This is a genomic window from Microbacterium sp., from assembly GCF_051860965.1.
Classification (GTDB): Bacteria; Actinomycetota; Actinomycetes; order Actinomycetales; family Microbacteriaceae; genus Microbacterium.
This window is the reverse complement of record NZ_JBIMKU010000002.1, coordinates 278482-296955: the sequence shown is the minus strand read 5'-3', so window position 1 is coordinate 296955 and position 18474 is coordinate 278482. Positions and strand designations below refer to the sequence as shown.

At 70.0% G+C, this 18474-nt stretch carries 16 protein-coding genes; 10 read left to right on the top strand and 6 right to left on the bottom strand.

Annotation, left to right across the window (positions count from 1 at the left end; all coding sequences use genetic code 11):
- Positions 1-6: 6 nt before the first annotated feature.
- Entirely contained in the window at positions 7-741 is a 735-nt protein-coding gene (locus ACTIFV_RS04885) for a GntR family transcriptional regulator (protein ID WP_439591649.1), read from the bottom strand.
- Entirely contained in the window at positions 723-2207 is a 1485-nt protein-coding gene (locus ACTIFV_RS04880) for a fumarylacetoacetate hydrolase family protein (RefSeq protein WP_439591648.1), read from the bottom strand. Before ACTIFV_RS04880 ends, ACTIFV_RS04885 begins: the two co-directional genes overlap by 19 nt.
- A 112-nt stretch (positions 2208-2319) precedes the next feature.
- On the opposite strand from ACTIFV_RS04880, the gene ACTIFV_RS04875 reads away from it, so the two are divergent.
- From ACTIFV_RS04875 to ACTIFV_RS04865, 3 genes are read left to right on the top strand one after another with little or no spacing between them, the layout of a single operon-like run.
- The gene (locus ACTIFV_RS04875) at positions 2320-3699 is read left to right on the top strand and encodes an MFS transporter (RefSeq protein ID WP_439591647.1); all 1380 of its coding nucleotides are present in this window, start codon (positions 2320-2322) and stop codon (positions 3697-3699) included.
- Between the two features lie 34 nt (positions 3700-3733).
- Positions 3734-5596 carry an FAD-dependent monooxygenase gene (locus ACTIFV_RS04870; protein WP_439591646.1) on the top strand — a complete coding sequence of 621 codons (1863 nt, stop codon included), beginning with the start codon at positions 3734-3736 and terminating at the stop codon, positions 5594-5596.
- 14 nt (positions 5597-5610) lie between these two features.
- A complete protein-coding gene (locus ACTIFV_RS04865) occupies positions 5611-5949 on the top strand; it encodes a hypothetical protein (RefSeq protein ID WP_439591645.1) in 339 nt (112 codons plus the stop codon).
- Positions 5950-6028: 79 nt separating this feature from the next.
- Here the strand turns inward: ACTIFV_RS04865 and ACTIFV_RS04860 are convergent, their stop codons facing one another.
- On the bottom strand, positions 6029-7678 hold the full coding sequence (locus ACTIFV_RS04860; protein ID WP_439591644.1) for a thiamine pyrophosphate-binding protein: 1650 nt from the start codon (positions 7676-7678) through the stop codon (positions 6029-6031).
- Positions 7679-7795: 117 nt separating this feature from the next.
- Here ACTIFV_RS04860 and ACTIFV_RS04855 point away from each other — a divergent pair, with 117 nt between their 5' ends.
- The 4 genes from ACTIFV_RS04855 (at position 7796) to ACTIFV_RS04840 (ending at position 11791) form a co-directional block, all read left to right on the top strand.
- Positions 7796-8092 carry a hypothetical protein gene (locus tag ACTIFV_RS04855; protein WP_439591643.1) on the top strand — a complete coding sequence of 99 codons (297 nt, stop codon included), beginning with the start codon at positions 7796-7798 and terminating at the stop codon, positions 8090-8092.
- A gap of 129 nt (positions 8093-8221) precedes the next feature.
- Positions 8222-9709 carry an NAD-dependent succinate-semialdehyde dehydrogenase gene (locus tag ACTIFV_RS04850; protein ID WP_439591642.1) on the top strand — a complete coding sequence of 496 codons (1488 nt, stop codon included), beginning with the start codon at positions 8222-8224 and terminating at the stop codon, positions 9707-9709.
- Positions 9710-9796: 87 nt separating this feature from the next.
- Positions 9797-10876: a winged helix DNA-binding domain-containing protein gene (locus tag ACTIFV_RS04845; protein WP_439591641.1), complete on the top strand. Its 1080-nt coding sequence runs from the start codon at positions 9797-9799 to the stop codon at positions 10874-10876.
- A 24-nt stretch (positions 10877-10900) separates the two neighbouring features.
- The gene (locus tag ACTIFV_RS04840; RefSeq protein ID WP_439591640.1) at positions 10901-11791 is read left to right on the top strand and encodes a DUF4436 family protein; all 891 of its coding nucleotides are present in this window, start codon (positions 10901-10903) and stop codon (positions 11789-11791) included.
- Here the strand turns inward: ACTIFV_RS04840 and ACTIFV_RS04835 are convergent.
- Entirely contained in the window at positions 11788-13227 is a 1440-nt protein-coding gene (locus tag ACTIFV_RS04835; RefSeq protein ID WP_439591639.1) for a helix-turn-helix domain-containing protein, read from the bottom strand. The two genes, ACTIFV_RS04840 and ACTIFV_RS04835, sit on opposite strands and share 4 nt — an antisense overlap.
- 121 nt (positions 13228-13348) lie before the next feature.
- Between ACTIFV_RS04835 and ACTIFV_RS04830 the strand changes: the two genes are divergently transcribed.
- Complete coding sequence (locus ACTIFV_RS04830; RefSeq protein ID WP_439591638.1) at positions 13349-15226, top strand: phosphoenolpyruvate carboxykinase (GTP); 1878 nt, start codon at positions 13349-13351, stop codon at positions 15224-15226.
- A gap of 66 nt (positions 15227-15292) precedes the next feature.
- Here ACTIFV_RS04830 and ACTIFV_RS04825 read toward each other — a convergent pair whose 3' ends face one another.
- Complete coding sequence (locus tag ACTIFV_RS04825; protein ID WP_439591637.1) at positions 15293-15766, bottom strand: MarR family winged helix-turn-helix transcriptional regulator; 474 nt, start codon at positions 15764-15766, stop codon at positions 15293-15295.
- Positions 15767-15829: 63 nt separating this feature from the next.
- Here ACTIFV_RS04825 and ACTIFV_RS04820 point away from each other — a divergent pair, with 63 nt between their 5' ends.
- Both ACTIFV_RS04820 and ACTIFV_RS04815 read left to right on the top strand, forming a co-directional pair.
- Positions 15830-16231, top strand: a complete 402-nt coding sequence (locus ACTIFV_RS04820; protein WP_439591636.1) for a nuclear transport factor 2 family protein — start codon at positions 15830-15832, stop codon at positions 16229-16231.
- An 18-nt stretch (positions 16232-16249) separates the two neighbouring features.
- On the top strand, positions 16250-16546 hold the full coding sequence (locus ACTIFV_RS04815) for a hypothetical protein (protein WP_439591635.1): 297 nt from the start codon (positions 16250-16252) through the stop codon (positions 16544-16546).
- Between the two features lie 4 nt (positions 16547-16550).
- Here ACTIFV_RS04815 and ACTIFV_RS04810 read toward each other — a convergent pair whose 3' ends face one another.
- On the bottom strand, positions 16551-18452 hold the full coding sequence (locus ACTIFV_RS04810; RefSeq protein ID WP_439591843.1) for an ABC transporter ATP-binding protein: 1902 nt from the start codon (positions 18450-18452) through the stop codon (positions 16551-16553).
- Between the last annotated feature and the right edge of the window lie 22 nt (positions 18453-18474).

Genomic DNA, 18474 nt, shown 5'->3' with positions numbered 1-18474 from the left:
GAGGGGTCAGAACGCCGGGAGGCCGAGGGCCTCGTCGGGATGCTCGTGGATCATGTAGGCGTCGAGGGTGGCCGAGCGATGTCGCCGTGCCGCCTTCTCGATCTCGCCGAGCGGAGCCGAGGTCTCGATGAGCTGCACGATGTTCTCGTGCTCGCGCACCGATTCGGCGGCACGGCCGGGGACGAAGCTGAACGTCGAATCGCGGAGGTGACCGAGCCGTGCCCATTCGGCATGGACGAGGTCGAGCATGCGCGGATTGGGGCACTTCTCGTACAGCGCGGAGTGGAACTCCTGGTTGAGCCGTGTGAACGCCCGCGGATCGAAGTGATCGAGCGTCTCGACCATGAGGTCGTTGATGCCGCGGGCGCGCCGGATGTCGTCGGCGGTGAGTCGGCGGGCGGCCAGAGCCGTCGCCGCCCCCTCGAGGATCGACAGGGACTGCATGCTGAATCGGTACTGCGAGTCATCCACCATCGACACGCGCGCCCCGACGTTGCGCTCGAACATCACGAGTCCCTCGGCCTCGAGCCGACGGATCGCCTCGCGGACGGGGACGACGCTCATATCGAGCTCGCTCGCGATCGAGCTCAGCACGAGCCGGTAACCGGGGGTGAAGTCCTGGCTCGCGATGCGCTCCTTGATCCAGAGGTACGCGTGCTGGGACTTGCCGAGGGTCGCGGCCGTGGCCTGTTCGAGACCGGACTCGCCGAGCGCCCGCGCGGTCAGTTCTTCGCGCGCCATGCTTCGTACCTCGCTCTCCACTCGTCGTTCAGGGGGAACAGTCCGTCGACGGGATGCCCGGCCCGCACCTGATCGGCGATCCACGCATCCTCCGCCTCCTGCGTCACCGCCGCCTCGACGACCTCTTCGACGAGCGCGGGCGGGATGACGATGACGCCGTCGGCGTCGCCGACGATCACGTCGCCGGGCTGGACGGTCGCGCCCCCGCACGCGATCGTGACGTCGGCGTCCCACGGCACGTGCTTCCGCCCCAGCACCGCGGGGTGGGCGCCGACCGTGTAGACGGGGATGCCGACGGCGGCCACCGCGTCGAGATCGCGCACGCCGCCGTCCGTCACGATCCCGGCGGCGCCGTTCGCGTGCGCGCGGAGGGCCAGGATGTCGCCGAGGGTGCCGGAACCCGCCTCGCCTCGGGCCTCGATCACGATCACTTCGCCCTCGCCGACCGCATCGAACGCGCGCTTCTGGGCGTTGTAGCCACCGCCGTGCGAGGCGAACAGGTCTTCGCGGTGCGGCACGAAGCGCAGAGTGCGTGCGGTTCCGACGAGCTTGGACGAGGGATGCAGCGGCCGCACGCCGTCGATCGTGACGTCGTTCAGGCCGCGCTTGCGCAGCTGCTGCGAGAGCGCGGCCACGGGAACGGAATCGAGCTTCGCGCGCAGTTCGGGCGAGAGCACGGATGCCGACTCGGCCGGGAGGCCGGCCGCCTCGCGGGACCCCCAGGCCTCTGCGCGCTGCGTGTCGTCGACAGCGGGGAGCGAGCCGACGGACGCGTCGAATGAGACGTCGCCCTCGACGACCGTCGTCACGAGTCGACCGCTCGAAGAGTCCGTGGTCGGGTCGTCGACCTCGACCTCGACGACGTCGCCCGGGCGGACGACGGACGACCCGGCCGGCGTGCCGGTGAGGATCACATCGCCGGGCTCGAGCGTGAAGTGCTGCGAGAGGTCGGCCACGAGCTGGGGGAGCGGGAAGATCAGCCCCGACGTCGTGTCGTCCTGCGCGAGATCGCCGTTGACCCAGGTGCGCACGCGGAGCCGCGCGGGATCGAGCCCGCGGGCATCCAGGAGCCGGGGCCCGATCGGCGTGAAGCCGTCGCCGCCCTTCGATCGGACGTTCGAGCCCTTGTCGTTCGCGCGGAGGTCGTAGAGTCCGAAGTCGTTCGCCGCCGTGACGGACGCGACGTGCTCCCACGCCCGGCCGGCCGGCACGCGACGGGCCTCGCGCCCGATGACGAGCGCGATCTCGCCTTCGAAGGCGAGCAGCTCGGTGCCTGCGGGGCGTTCGATCGTGCCGCCGGATGCGGCGACCGAGCTCGACGGCTTGAAGAAGTAGGAGGGGTGCTCGGGGCGGCGACCGCGCTGATCGGCACGCGACGCGTAACTGAGGTGGATCGCGATGATCTTGCCCGGCCTGCCGGGGAGGCCGGTGAAACGCGCGTCTTCAGCGTTCGGTCCTGTGCTCATGAGCTCCCTCGCTCTTGCGTCGTATTCGAAATCGTATATGATCGGTCGACGTCGAGCAAGTGTCCGCACGCTCGACCCGCACAGAGATGTCGGCACGACGAAGGAGTCACCCATGAGCACGCGACAGCCGCAGGGCTTCACCCCGACCGGGACGATTGCGACGCCGGCCGACAGACGCAGAGTCGTTTTCGCGACCGTCGTCGGCACGACGGTCGAGTGGTACGACTTCTTCATCTACGCGACGGCGGTCGGGCTCGTCTTCGGGCAGCTGTTCTTCGCGCCGCTCGGCGAGAACAGCACGATCGTCGCCTTCGCGACCGTCGGCGTGAGCTTCCTGTTCCGACCCCTCGGCGCCTTCCTCGCGGGGCACTTCGGCGACAAGTACGGTCGCAAGGTCGTGCTCATGTGGACGCTGATCCTCATGGGCGTCGCGACGGCGCTCATCGGCGTGCTGCCGACGTACGAGGCGATCGGCGTGACCGCTCCGATCCTTCTCGTGCTCCTGCGAATCCTCCAGGGGCTGTCGGCCGGCGGCGAGTGGGGCGGTGCCGTGCTCATGGCTGTCGAGCACGCTCCCAAGACGCGCCGCGGCGCATTCGGCGCCTCGCCGCAGATCGGCGTGCCGCTCGGCCTCCTCCTCGCATCGGGCGTGATGGCGCTCATGGCGATGATCGCTCCGGGCGAGGCCTTCCTCGAGTGGGGCTGGCGCGTGCCGTTCCTGCTGAGCGTCGTGCTCATCCTGATCGGCTGGTACGTCCGCCGACGCGTCGAGGAGAGCCCCGTGTTCGCGGAGCTCGCCGCGCGCAAGGAGAAGGCCCAGATGCCGATCATCCAGCTCTTCCGCAAGCACGCGCTGCTGGTTCTGATCGCCGCACTCGTCTTCGCGGGCAACAACGCCGTGGGCTACATGACCACCGGCGGATACATCCAGGGCTACACGACGAACCCCGAGGGGCCGATCGGACTCGAGCGCGGACCGGTCCTGTGGGCGGTCGCGGGCTCTGCCGTCACCTGGCTCGCATCGACCCTCGCCGCGGGATTCCTCTCGGACCGCATCGGGCGACGGACGACGTACATCATCGGCTGGATCCTGCAGCTGGTCGGCGTGTTCACGCTCTTCCCGCTCGTGAACACCGGCGACATCTGGCTCGTCTTCGCGGGCCTGGCGATTCTGACGATCGGCCTCGGATTCACCTACGGCCCCCAGGCGGCTCTGTACTCCGAGCTGTTCCCGGCATCCATCCGCTTCTCCGGCGTCTCGATCTCGTACGCGATCGGCGCGATCCTCGGCGGCGCTTTCGCCCCCACGATCGCGACGGCACTCGTGCAGGCGACGGGGACCACGATGTCGGTCACCTGGTACCTCGCGGGCATGACCGTCATCGGCCTGATCGCGACGCTGCTCCTGCGCGATCGGTCGGGTATCCCGCTCGGTCCCGACCACGAAGCGGAGCAGGCGGTCAGCCCGATCCACGGGCTGTCGAAGGCCTGAGTCAGACGTAGCCTGGTAACGACGAGGGAGTCGCATGCAGTTCCATCACCACGGGTACGTGTCGGGTGATCCGCGGGTGCAGCCCGCGGCCGGCACCGGGATCGATCGCCCGCGCGATCTCCCCGATGAAGTCGACGTGCTGATCGTGGGTTCGGGGCCCGCGGGCATGCTCCTCGCGGCGCAGCTCTCGCAGTACCCGACCGTCACGACGCGCATCATCGAGCGCCGCGAGGGGCGTCTCGTGCTCGGTCAGGCCGACGGAATCCAGCCGCGCAGCGTCGAGACCTTCCAGGCCTTCGGCTTCGCCGAGCGCATCGTCGCCGAGGCGTACAACATCGCCTACATGAACTTCTGGGGGCCCGATCCCGAGCATCCCGGTAACATCATCCGCACGTCGCGGACCGACGACTACGCGCTGAAGATCAGCGAGTTCCCGCACCTCATCGTGAACCAGGCGCGCGTGCTCGACTACTTCGCCGAGGCCGCGGCGAACGGCCCGGCGCGGATCGCACCCGACTACGGCGTCGAATTCACGGGGCTCGAGGTCGATGCCGACGGCGTCGACGTGCACGTGCGCCACATCGCCGGCGCGCGGCAGGGCGCGGTGCGCACCGTCCGCGCGAAGTACGTCGTCGGATGCGACGGCGCTCGCAGTGGTGTGCGCGACGCGATCGGTCGCACGCACGTCGGCGATGTCTCCGCGCACGCGTGGGGGGTCATGGATGTCGTGGTGAACACCGACTTCCCGGACTGGCGCACGAAGTGCGCCATCAACTCCACCGCCGGGAACATCCTGCACATCCCGCGCGAGGGCGGCTATCTGTCGCGCATCTACGTGGATCTCGGCGAGGTCGCCCCCGACGACGACCATCGCGTGCGCCAGACGCCGATCGACGAGATCATCCGGCGTGCAGGGGAGATCCTGCATCCGTACACCCTCGACGTCAAAGAGGTCGCCTGGCACAGCGTGTACGAGGTCGGGCATCGCGTGACGGACGGATTCGACGACGTGACCCCTGAGGGGGAGGGGAGTCCGCGGGTCTTCCTGACGGGCGACGCATGCCACACGCACAGCGCCAAGGCGGGCCAGGGCATGAACGTGTCGATGCAGGACGGCTTCAATCTCGGCTGGAAGCTCGGCTCCGTACTCACCGGGCGCGCGCCTGAGACCCTGCTGGCCACGTACGCCGCCGAACGTCGACCGGTCGCGCAGGAGCTCATCGACTTCGATCGCGAGTGGTCGTCGCTCATGGCGCGCAAGCCCGGTGAGATCTCCGATCCGCAGGAGCTCGCCACCTATTACCTCGCGACGGCTGAGTTCCCATCCGGGTTCATGACGCAGTACGGTCCCTCGCAGATCGTGGGCGGAGTCCGGCATCAGGCGCTCGCCGACGGCTTCCCGGTCGGCAAGCGCTTCAAGAGCAGTCCTGTGGTCCGCGTGAGCGACGGGAACGCCGTGCATCTCGGCCACCATGCGAAGGCCGACGGTCGGTGGAGGGTCTACGCCTTCGCCGACGCGGCCGGCGTCGAGCTCGCCGCGTGGGCGCAACTCATCGCGCCGACGCTGCAGCGATTCACCCCGTCGGACGGTGACGCAGATGCCGTCTTCGACGTGAAGGCCGTGTACCAGCAGCGGTTCGAGGATGTCGACATCTCGGGCGTGCCCGATCTCTTCCTGCCACGCACCGGCCCGCTCGGGCTGATCGACTGGGAGAAGGTTTTCGCGGCTGCGCCGAGCACCTGGACGGCCACCGACATCTTCGAGGAGCGCGGGATCTCCCGCGACGGCGTCGTCGTCGTCGTCCGGCCCGACCAGTACGTGGCCGCGGTGCTGCCGCTCGCCGCGACCGCGGAGCTCGCGACGTTCTTCGAGGGCGCGCTTCTGCCCGCGGTCTGAGGCAGACTCGACGCATGACTGACGCGCATCCCGACGGCTTCGAGCCGGCATCGATGTACCTCGAAGCCGCGATCCTGCCGCGCAAGGGGTCGACCGGTGTGAAGGCCCTGCGTACGATCGCGACGATCGCGGCAGGGCTCATGACCAGTGATCTCGAATCCGGGCCGTCGGTGCTCGACCTCGTCGTCACGCGCCGCGATTCGGGCAACGAGGTGCTCCGTGTCTCGGCCGGCACCGTGCAGGAATCCGATCGCCTGCTCGCACGCGTGCGCCAGGATCTCGACACGAAGAGCGTCGCGGAGTTCGTCGCCGAATGGCGCACGCCCGGCGCCGGTGCCGCACCCGCCGAGTGATCGAGCGGCGCCCCCATCCCGCTCGCACAGCGGCGCCTGCCCCGACTCTTCGGCGTCGGGTGGCCGGGGCGCGCAGCTCTCAGGAGTTCACGCGGACGATCTCCTGCTGGTACGGCGCGACGACAGCTCCTGAGATGCGGACGTCGAGCAGCAGGTAGGGGCGGGATGCCGCATCCTCCGCCGTCCACGTCGCGAGCCGTTCGAGGTCCGCCATCTCCCGGACGACGACACCCTCGGCGCCGACGGCGCGTGCGAGACCTGCGAAATCGACGTCGGGGATCATCATCGGCCCGGTCGCCACGCCCTTGAGGCCGTAGAGGTTGACCTCTGCGCCGTAGGCGCCGTCGTTCCACACCACCGTGAGCCCACGACCGCCCGCGACGCGTACGGCGGATTCGAGATCCGCGAGCGCCATGAGACCGCCCCCGTCTCCGGTCGTGAGCACGACGGTCGCGTCGGGCTGCGCGAGAGCGGCACCGGGGACCGACGGGAACCCGAGCCCGATGGACTGATAGGCCGTGCCGACCATCATCATGCGGTCGGGCGCCGCGACCGGCCAGTACATGTTCGCCCACCCGATGAAATGCCCGCCGTCCGACACGACGACCCGATCCTGCGGCAGCAGCTCGCCGATGCGCGCGGCGACGGTGCGCGGGTCGAGCAGGCCGTCGGGAGCGACGCCCTCGCCGCGCTCGCGCGATCGCAGAGCCGTGACGGCGAGCGACTCGCGCCACCCCGACGGCTCCGCGCCGAGCGCCCCGAGCCGCTCGACGAGTCCTTCGGCGACCAGCCGCGCATCACCGCGGATGTAGCCGCCCACGTGGGGATGGGTCGCGGTCGGCGCGACGTCGATCTGTACGACGTGCGTACCGGGGGCGAAGAGCTCGCCGAAGCGCATCGTGAACTGGTTGAGGGATGCTCCGAACACGATGGCGACGTCGGACTCGCGCACGAGCTCCATCGCGTCTTCGGCTCCGAATCCGCCTGTGACGCCGAGGTCGAACTCGTCGCGCGGGAAGATCCCGCGCCCGAGGGCCGTGGAGGCCGTGACCGCGCCCGTCGCGTCGGCGAGGGCGCCCAGGGCCGCTCCCGCGCCCGCGACCCATGCTCCGCGGCCGGCGAGGAGGAACGGACGCTTCGCGCCCGCCAGGACACGGGCGAGCTCGGCGATCGCCGCGTCGCCGAACGGCGTCGGCGCGAGCGGAGCCGGCAGGCGCGGCTCCGCGGTCTCGGGCACTTCGCCCGCGTCGAGCGTCGCGACGTCGTAGGGGATCGCGAGCACCGTGGGCACGCGATAGGTGAGGGCGTGCTCGATCGCGATGATCGTGGTGGCCGCGGCATCCGTCCGCCCCACCGTGTAGGTGCGTGCGCCGACCGCCGCCGCGAGGGCGATCTGGTCGACGTCCCACGGGCGCGGGCCCGACGTGGGCTCGTCGCCGACGACGAGGACGAGGGGCACGTGCGCCTGCACGGCTTCGGCGAGGGCCGTGAGCGTGTTGGTGAAGCCCGCGCCGTAGGTCGCGGTCGCGGCGGCGAGCCGGCCGGACGCGCGGTGGAACGCGTCGGCGGCCACGACGGCTCCGGCTTCGTGACGGACGGCGGTGTAGGTCGCGGGGGTCGAGCGCTCGAGTGCATCGAGGAACCAGGCGTTGCCGTTGCCCATCACCCCGAAGACGTGGTCGATGTGGCGGGCTAGGGTGACGGCGACGTGGGTGGACACGGTGGGCATGGGAATGCCTTTCAGACAGAACGGATCGAAGGCCGTATGTGTCTCGCGCCGAACGCTGCGTGCCCTTTTTTCGAGCACCGGCGGAAGAAGCCGCCGGACACGGCCAGTATAGGAGTCATGAAGACGATTCAGCTCCGGCGGTACACGCTCGTCGACGGGGAGTACGACGCGTTCGTCGCGTGGTGGGAAGGCTGCATGCCGCGCGTCCGTCCCGCGGCGGGGTTCACGATCGAGTTCGCCTACGGACTCCGCGAGTCCAACGAGTTCGTGTGGGCCGTGAGCGCCGAGGGCGACCGCGACGCCTTCCTCGCCCTCGAGAAGGAGTACATGGCCTCGGACGCGCGAGCCGAGGCGTTCGCCGGGGTGCCGCAGCGCGTCGCCGTCTACAACGTCGCCTTCGTCGACGCGTTCTGACAGTCGCCGTATCGGACACTCTCGTCCGAGAGCTGTACGCGCTGTACATCGATGCGTACGGGCAACAGCGACAGAATTGACGCGATGAGTGGATGCCGCGGCATCCCGATCTGCGACGAAGGAGCACCGATGGCGGCGAGCAGCGTGACCGAGACCCGCGAGAGCGAACTGCTGGCATCCGTCCCCGACGGCCTGTTCATCGGCGGCGAGTGGCGCCCGGCCACCGGCGACCGCACGCTGCGCGTGTTCGACCCCGCCACCGGTCGTGTCGTGAAGACGATCGCCGACGCATCGCCCGAAGACGGCAAGGCGGCGCTCGACGCCGCCGTCGCGGCGGCCGACGACTGGGCGGCGACTCCCGCGCGCGAGCGCGCGGAGATCCTGCGCCGAGCCTTCGATCTGCTCCAGGAGCGCAAGGAGGACTTCGCCCTCCTCATGACGATCGAGATGGGCAAGCCCCTCGCCGAGGCGCGGGGAGAGGTCGGGTACGGCGGCGAGTTCCTCCGCTGGTTCAGCGAGGAGACGGCGCGCATCCAGGGCCGCTACGGCGCGAACCCCGAGGGCACCGGACGCATGATCGTGTCGCAGCATCCCGTCGGTCCGTGCTTCCTCATCACCCCGTGGAACTTCCCGCTCGCGATGGCGACGCGCAAGATCGCGCCCGCGCTCGCCGCGGGCTGCACCGTCGTGATCAAGCCGGCGGAGCTCACGCCGCTCACGACCCTGTACTTCGCGAAGCTGCTCGAGGACGCGGGCCTGCCGAAGGGCGTCGTCAACGTCTTCACGACGTCGACGTCGGGCGCGGTGTCCGAGCCCATCATCCGCGACCCTCGGCTGCGCAAGCTGTCGTTCACGGGATCGACCGCGGTCGGCCAGCGCCTGCTCGAGCAGGCGGCGCAGGGCGTGCTGCGCACCTCGATGGAGCTCGGCGGCAATGCGCCGTTCGTCGTGTTCGACGACGCAGACCTCGACAAGGCCGTCGACGGCGCGATGCTCGCGAAGTTCCGCAACATCGGGCAGGCGTGCACGGCGGCGAACCGCTTCATCGTGCACCGCTCCGTCGCCGAGGAGTTCGCGAACCGCGTGACCGAGCGCGTGCAGGCCATGAAGATCGGCCGCGGCACCGAGGACGGCGTGCAGATCGGCCCGCTCATCGACGACAAGGCCGTGGCGAAGGCCGAGGAGCTCGTGGGCGACGCGATCGAGCGCGGCGCGACGCTGCGCACCGGCGGTCAGCGCCCCGAGGGCGAAGGCACGTTCTACGAGCCGACCGTCATCACGGACGTGCGGGCCGGCAGCAGCATCCTGCGCGAGGAGATCTTCGGACCCGTGCTGGCGATCGTGCCGTTCGACACCGAGGACGACGCCGTGCGTCTCGCGAACGACACGGAGTACGGGCTCGTCTCGTACGTCTTCACCGAGAGCCTTTCGCGTGGCCAGCGCATGATCGACCGGCTCGAGACCGGCATGATGGGCCTCAACGTCGGCGTCGTCTCGAACGCGGCCGCGCCGTTCGGCGGCTGGAAGATGTCGGGACTCGGCCGCGAGGGCGGTGCCGAGGGCATCCACGAGTACCTCCAGACGAAGTACACCCTGACGGCGAACCCCTACGCCTGACGTCCGTCTCGCTCGGTCGCTCGCTGCGTGCCGAACGCCGATCGATCGAGGACACGCGGTGTCCGCTGTCCCGGGCATGATGGGGGCATGAAAGCCGCGTCCGTCCGCGCGGAGCGCCTGCGCTCGCATCGCCTGGACGCGCCCGGGCCGACGGTCGTCGACGCCGCTCGGCACATGCTCGCTGTGCAGGCCCAGGAGTTCTGGGGCGGGCGGCTCGCGCTCGCCGCGCGAACGAAGGGCGAGCCGACGATGCGCGATGTCGATGCGGCTTTCGACCGCGCCGAGATCGTGCGGTCCTGGACGATGCGCGGCACGATCCACGCCATCCCCGCAGAAGACCTCGCGTGGGTGCTCGGGGTCACGGGGGAGCGGCAGATCCGGCAGGGTGCGGCGGTCCACCGCCGCGAGGGCATCGACGACGAGGTCGTCGCGCGGGCAGAGCGCATCGCCCGCGGGGCGCTCGCGGGACGCAACCAGCTGACCCGCAAGGAGCTGTTCGCCGTCTTCGATGCCGGCGGGGTGCCGACGGCCGGCCAGCGCGGGTACCACGTGCTCACCCGGCTCTCGATGAATCCCGTGATCGTGCAGGGGCCGGTGGTTCCGCGCGACGGGGCGCCGACGCGCGAGCAGTACTTCGTGCTGGCAGACGAATGGATTCCGGATGCGGCGGCCCCCGCCGATCCGCTCGCCGAGTTCTTCGAACGCTTCGTCGCGTCGCACGGACCCGCCGGCGCCCGCGACTTCGCGTGGTGGAGCGGACTGCCGCTCGGAATCTCGCGGACGGCGGCGGAACGGGCATCCGATCGCCTCGTCGTCGTCGACGACGAACCCGAGCCGATCTTCGTCGCGGCGGGGCCGCGGCCCCGCCGGTCCGCGGGCGCGCACGAGGTCGTCGCGCTGCCGCCGTTCGAGGAGTACTACATCTCGTACGCCGACCGCACGGTCACGTGCTCGCCCGAGTTCCTCGCGGCGGTCGGCCCGGGTGTCAACGGCATGGTGCGCCCGATCATCCTCGCGCGCGGCGAGATCATCGGCGTCTGGACCCACTCCCTCGCGACGGGCCGACACGAAGACGACCCGCTGCCCGAGCTCTTCGCGCCGGATGCCGCGACCCCGGCCGAGGTGACCGAGGCGCTCGCGAGGTATCGCAGGTTCGTGACCGGTTGACGCGCTGCGTGCCACACTGATCCCGTGGCCGAGGGGGCGAAGCTGAGCGGGCGACGGCTGATCGTCGTGATCGTTGCGGCGTGCGTCCTCGTCTACGGTGCGGTCGTCGCCCTCTACGCGACGAACATGACCCAGACGAAGATCGTCGGGTGCACCGACGAGGCGCCCGGCGACGCCATCCTTCTGGCGCTCGATCCGCAGTCCGTCGACGCTGCCGCGAACCGGCTCGTCGCCAACCTCCACGTGGTGTCGTTCGGGCCGGTCGCCGCCGCCGAGTCCGGACTCGCCCGAGAGGACATCACCCTCATCGTCACGGGGACCGACGGGTCGCGCAGCTACGACATCCCGGCGGAGTCGATCACTTCGACGATCGCCCTGAGGTATCTCACCGACGGCGTCATCGAGCAATGGCCCTTCGACGTCCACACGGGCGAGACAGCGATCGCCGCGATCGCCGATCCGTCGGGCGCGCAGCGGGATGTTCCCGTCAGGCTCTGCGGGTCGGCGAACGTACCGGGCTGGACCTTCTCGTCGCGCGAGCTTCCCGGCGACAGCTCCCTCGTCATCGAAGGCGAGCCCGTTACGAAGGTCGAGCTGATCGCCGAGCGCGCCCCTTCGACCGTCGCGTTCGGCATCGTCATCCTGTGCCTGATGATCGTCCTGCCCGTGCTGGGGCTCACCGTCGCGATCCGCGTCTACCGGGGCCGGAAGAAGGTCGAGGCGACCACGATGAGCTGGATCGCCGCGATGCTCTTCGCGACGCTCCCGCTCCGAGGCTTCCTGCCGGGCGCCCCGCCCATCGGTTCGTGGGTCGACTACCTCGTCGTGCTCTGGGTCGTCGCCGGACTCGTCGCGAGCCTCGTCATCTATACGCTCGCATGGCGCAAGTGGGCACCGCCCGGCGAGCGACCTTAGCCCTGTGCGTGCCGCTCGAGGAAGTCGTAGACCTCGCCGTCATCCACGCCGGGAAAGGCGCCGCGCGGAAGCGGCGAGAACATGTACTGGTGCACGCGCGCGCTCGGCCAGGCTTTGCCGGCCCAGCGCTCGGCGAGGCCGGGGTCGGGCTTGCGGCAGCACGACTCATCGGGGCACGTCGAGACGCCGCGCATCGGCGTCTCGCGCCCGCGGAACCACTTCGCATCGTCGAAGGGAACGCCGACCGTGATCGAGAACTCGCCGTCGGTCGTCGTGCCGGTCTGGGTCGAGCACCAGAACGTTCCGCCGGGGGTGTCGGTGTACTGATAGTGCTCCGTCGTGCGGTTCTGCTCCTCGAAAGCGGCGCGCGCGAGGAACTTCCGGCATACGATCTGGCCCTCGACGGCGCCCGTCACGTCGAGCGGCAGCGGCAGTCCGTCGTTCTCGTAGACGCGTGAGATCGCCCCCGACCCGTCGACACGAAGGAAGTGCAGCGGGATGCCGAGGTGCACGGTGAGCAGGTTGGTCATCCGCATGCCGGCGGCTTCATGGGTGACGCCGAACGCGTCGCGGAAGTCCTCGACGGCGAGGTTGCGGTCCTTCTTCGCCTGGGCGAGGAAGGCGACCGACGCTGTCTCGGGCATGAGGCAGCAGGCCGCGAAGTAGTTGATCTCGAGTCGCTGCTGCAGGAAGTCGGCGTAGTCGGTGGGCGGCGTGTGTCCGAGAAGCCGGTGCGCCATCGCCTGGAGCGCCATCGACCGCAGGCCGTGGCCGCCGGGGATGGATGCCGGGGGCAGATAGATGCGTCCGTTCTCGAGGTCGGTGACCGAGCGCGCCGAGTGGGGCAGGTCGCTCGCGTAGATGAGCTCGAAGCCGAGCTGCTCGGCCATGATGCTCACGGTGCGGTGGGTCAGCGCGCCGGTGCGGTGACCCGCCGCCCACAGCTGCTTCTCGGCGAGCTTCTCGATCTCGGGGAGGTGGTTGTCGACCTCGCGCATCCGCAGGCGCAGCTCGGTGTTGGCGCGCCGGGCCTCTTCGGGTGTCGCGATCGCCTCGCGCTCGCGCCGCTGCAGCTCGCGATGCAGACCCAGCACCGACTCGATGGTCTCGTCGGGCATGCCCTTCGTGACCTTGACCGGCGCGATCCCCAGCCGGCGGAACACCGACCCCGCCTGCGCGCGCTCGAGCTCGATCTCGAGCGCCGCGCGGCGATTGGGCGGCTCGTTCGACAGCAGATCGGTCACCTCGACGCCGGTCGCGGTCGCGATCGCCTGCAGGACCGAGAGCTTCGGTTCGCGCTTGCCGTTCTCGATGAGACTCAGCTGGCTGCCGGCGATCCCGACCCGCTCGCCGAGCTCGTCGAGCGTGTATCCGCTCGAGACGCGCTGGTGGCGGATGCGGTGCCCCAGCGTGGACAGTTCGATCGCGGTCGGCATTCCTTCATGATACGGAAAGAATCGCAACTCTTGACACCGATGTCGATGGTAAGAGTCATCCATTCGGCGTCACAGTAGAGGAGAACTCGAATCTGTTCACCTGATCGCAGAGGAGCGACCCATGGCACTGGCCGACATCTTCACGCGCCCCACCCCCACCTCCGGAGCACCGATGCCCGCCACGACCCGTTCCTTCGGCATGCGCCCCGTCGGCGAAGGCCTCGCCGAGCTGATGGCCTGGGTCGACGACATCGCAGCGCTGACCCAGCCGGCCCGGATCCACTGGGTCGACGGCTCGCGCGCCGAGAACGACGCACTGCTGCGCGAGATGGTCGACGAGGGCAAGCTCATCAAGCTGAACCCCGAGTGGCGACCCGGCTCGTACCTGGCTCGTTCGCACCCGAGCGACGTCGCCCGCACCGAGGGCCGCACCTACATCGCCTCCGAGCGCGAAGAGGACGCCGGTCCCACCAACAACTGGGTCGCGCCGGACGAGATCCGCGCGACGATCACGCCGCTGTTCGAAGGCTCGATGCGCGGACGCACGATGTACGTCGTGCCGTTCTCGATGGGCGCCGTCGGCGGCCCGCTCTCGCACATCGGCGTGCAGATCACCGACAGCGCCTACGCGGTCACCTCGATCGGCATCATGACGCGCGTCGGCGCGGCCGTGCTCGCCGAGATCGCCGACGGGGCCCCGTGGGTCAGGACCGTGCACTCGGTCGGCGCGCCGCTCGAGGCCGGTCAGGACGACGTCGAGTGGCCCTGCAACGACGAGAAGTACATCGTGCACTTCCCCGAGACCCTCGAGGTGTGGTCGTTCGGCTCGGGCTACGGCGGCAACGCGATCCTCGCGAAGAAGTGCTTCGCGCTGCGCATCGCCTCGGTCATCGGCCGCGACGAGGGCTGGCTCGCCGAGCACATGCTGCTCATCCGCGTCATCGACCCCGCCGGCCGTCGCTACCACGTCGCCGCGGCCTTCCCGTCGGCGTGCGGCAAGACGAACCTCGCGATGCTGCGCCCCACGATCCCCGGCTGGCGCGTCGAGACGCTGGGCGACGACATCGCGTGGCTGCGCCCGGGCGAGGACGGGCGCCTGTGGGCGATCAACCCCGAGGCCGGCTTCTTCGGCGTCGCGCCCGGCACGGGCGAGTCGACGAATCTCGCCGCGGTCGAGACGCTGTGGGGCAACACGATCTTCACGAACGTCGCGCTCCGCCCCGACGGCGACGTGTGGTGGGAGGGCCTCACCGACGAGGCTCCCGCCGAGCTCACCGACTGGGAGGGCAACGCGTGGACTCCGGCATCCGGTCGTCCCGCCGCCCACCCGAACTCGCGCTTCACCGTCGCCGCCGCCCAGTGCCCGCAGATCGCCGAGGACTGGGATTCGCCCGAGGGCGTGCCGCTCGACGCGATCCTGTTCGGCGGGCGCCGGGCGACCAACGTGCCGCTCGTCGTCGAGGCGACCGACTGGACGCACGGCGTCTTCATGGGGTCGAACATCTCGTCCGAGCGCACGGCCGCTGCCGAGGGCACGGTCGGCGAGCTGCGCCGCGACCCCTTCGCGATGCTGCCGTTCTGCGGCTACAACATGGCCGACTACTTCGGTCACTGGCTCAAGGTCGGTCAGAAGCTCCGCTTCGACCGCGCCCCCCGCATCTTCCAGGTCAACTGGTTCCGCAAGGGCGCCGACGGCCGCTTCCTGTGGCCGGGCTTCGGCGACAACGCGCGTGTCGTCGACTGGATCATCCGCCGCATCGAGGGCGAGGTCGCCGCCGTCGACAGCCCGATCGGTCGCCTGCCGCTCACGGAGGACATCGACCTCGACGGCATCGAGGTGGCGCAGGAGGACCTCGACGCGCTGTTCGCGATCGATGTCGACTCGTGGCTGCGCGAGGCCGAGCTGACCGAGGAGTTCTACCAGACCTTCGAGGGTCGCGTGCCGGCGCCGCTGTGGGCCGAGCTCGCCGCCCTGCGCTACCGTCTGCAGCGCGCGTAGCCATCGATTCCGGATGCCCCGGCCCCGCCAGCGCGGCGGGCCGGGGCATTCATCGTCCCCGCGGCCTCAGCCGGGGAGCGGCATCCTCCGACGGGCGATCTGCGCGGCGTTGTCGCGAAGGATCGCGGCCAAGACCCGGCGTGCGGCCATGAGGTCCTCGGGGGAGACCTCGCGGGCGATGGATGCTTCGGCATCCTGCCGCGCGGCGCGACCGGCTTCGATCAGCTCTCGTCCTCGCGCGGTCAGCTCGACACGCCGCGCGCGTGCATCGACCGGATCGGCGACGCGGTCCACGTAGCCGAGCCGCTGCAGCTCTCCGACCGACTTCGACACCGCCTGCTGCGTCACTCCGAGCGACTCGGCCATGGAGCCGATGGTGGGAGAGTCGGCCACGACGAGCTGGAGCACGTACCCATGCGATGTGCGCACGTCAGCGAAGCCCTCCTGGCGCATGCGCTCCACGATCTGCGACGAGACGACGCCACCGGCGAGAGTCAGCAGCGTAGGCAGGTCGAGCTCGTCGGACGTGAGGTCGGTCATCCATTCAGCATCCCACGATCCGAAGATATCGACAACCGTAGTTGCACAATGTAGGTTGTGTATATGTCGAACTCCGATGCGCTCGTCGCCCTCCACCGCGCTCTTCAGGAAGGGACGTCAGGCGACGCTCTGCGACGGCTCTTCACACCCGACGCCACCGTCCGAGAGCATCCCAACCTCGTGCGGCCCGCGGGCGGGTCCGACGATCTCGACGGGATGGTCGCCGGCTCCATCGCCGGAGCCGCGCTGCTGGAGCGTCAGCGCTACGCGGTGCACGACATCGTCGAAGCGGGCGATCTGGTGATCGCGCGCCTCACCTGGACGGCGACGATCGCGCGCGACGCAGGGTCGTTCCGCGCGGGCGACGAGCTGGAGGCCCACATCGCCCAGTTCGCGCGCGTGCGCGATGGTCGGATCGCGAGCATCGAGACCTTCGACTGCTACGAGCCCCTTCCCGCTCACTGAGCCTGCGACAATCGGCGCATGGAGTCAGAATCCTTCGACCTGTGCTGCCTGCTCTGGGCGCGCGAGGGCGCCGAATCCGCGCTGACGGACTACGAGGATCGCGTTCTCGCACTCCTGTCCGACCATGGCATCGAGCTGGTGGCCCGCGCTATCGGGGATGGTGCGGCCGGCCGGCCGATCGAGACGCATCTCTATCGCGTCCCGCGGCGTGAGGCGCTCGACGCCTACATCGACGATCCGCGCCGCGCCGAGATGGCTGAGGAACGGGACCGCGTCATCAGCAGGACGGAGCTGTTCCCCGTCAGCCTGCGGTGACACGTCAGACGAGCAGCTGGTGCTTCGCGAGGTCGCGGTACAGGGGTGTCGACTGCACGAGCTCGGAGTGCGTGCCCTGACCCACCACCCGCCCGTGATCCATCACGACGATGAGGTCGCTGTCGACGACGGTCGACAGGCGATGCGCGATCACGATGAGCGTGCGACCGGCGGCGACGGCGTCGATCGCCTCGCGCATGCGCTGCTCGTTGAGTCCGTCGAGGGACGACGTCGATTCGTCGAGCAGGAGGATCGGGGGAGCGGCCAGGAGCGCGCGGGCGATCGCGAGGCGCTGGCGCTCGCCGCCCGAGAGCATGACGCCCGACTCGCCGACCGGTGCGTCGAGGCCCAGCTCGCTCCGATCGAGCACGTCGCCCAGGTTGACGGCGCGCAGCACGGCGTCGCACTCCGCGTCGGATGCGTCGGGCGAGGCGAGCCGCAGGTTGTCGCCGATCGTGCCGGCGAGGGTCGGGGCGTCCTGCTCCACGTAGCCGAGCTGCGCCCGCAGCGCCGTGCGCTCGATGGACCGCACATCCACGCCGTCGAGGAGGATCGCACCCTCGGTCGGGTCGTAGAACCGCTCGATGAGCGCGAGCGTCGTGCTCTTGCCTGCGCCCGAGGGGCCGACGAGCGCCACCCGGGCGCCTCGCGGCACCGAGAACGAGACACCGCTCAGTACGTCGCGGTCGGTCATCGGCACGACGTCGGAGGGCGCGTCGGGGAGTGTCACGCTCGAGGTGTCGACGTGTGCCGCTTCCAGGGCGGTCAGCGCCTCCGACTCGGCCTTGCGTCGCGCGGCGACGACGGCCTCGGGGTAGGCGAAGCGCACGTCGCGGAACTCGATCGCGGGGGCGCCCTCATCCGCCCGCTCGGTCGGGCGCAGCGTCGCGGCGAGCGCCGCGTCGTCCTGCTCCTCGGTCGGCAGATCCAGCACCTCCTGGATGCGCCCGAGCGCGCCGAGCGCCTGGTTCACCGAGGTGATCGCGCCGAAGAACGAGCCGAGCGGCGCGATGAGCAGGAACAGGAACATGACGAACGTCACCAGCGATGCGATGGAGATGGCTCCGGATGCCACGCGGAACCCGCCGACGCCCAGCACGACGAGCAGCGAGACCTGCAGGGCGATGCCCGCGATCGGCACGACGAGGGCCGACACCTTGGCGATGCGCACGCCGATGCCGTACACGTCGGTCGCGGTCGCCGTGATCGACGAGATCTCGCGATCCGCGGCGCCCGAGGCGCGCACCGTGCGGATCGAACCGACCGCGCGCTCGACGCTCGAGGCGAGCTCGCCGACCTTCTCCTGCTGCTGCGCGGTCGCTGTGCGGATGCGACCGGACAGCAGCGTGACGCCCACGACCGAGATGCCGATGACGGCGACGATGAGCGCGAGGAGCATCCAGTCGATGAGCGCCATCGCGATGATCGCGCCGACGAAGAGCAGGGCGTTGCCCACGGCATCCGCCAGCCCTTGCGTCAGCACGGCGTAGAGGAGGGTCGTGTCGGTGCCGACGCGCGAGACGAGGTCGCCCGTGCGGCGGGCGTCGAACTCGCTGATCGGCAGGTGCAGGATGCGGGCGATGAGCTTGCGGCGGCTCGAGTAGACGACGGCCGTGCCCGTGCGCTGGAGCAGGTAGTGCTGGAAGCCCGAGATGAGCGACGAGGCCACGACGAGCGCGACGATCGCCCAGAGCAGGTTGCCGAGGGGGATCTCCTCCTGCACGCGCTCGATGACCTGGCCCACGATGAGGGGCTGCGCGAGCGTCGCGACAGCGCCGAAGACGCTGAGGACCGCGACGATCGCCAGGACGCCCTTGTGCTCGAGCAGGAAGGGGATGAGCTGCTTCAGGCTCGCGCGCGGGCCCTCCTGCTGTGCGCGTCGGCGGCCGCGACCGGAGCGGTTCATGGACATGGGGGTACCTCGATCT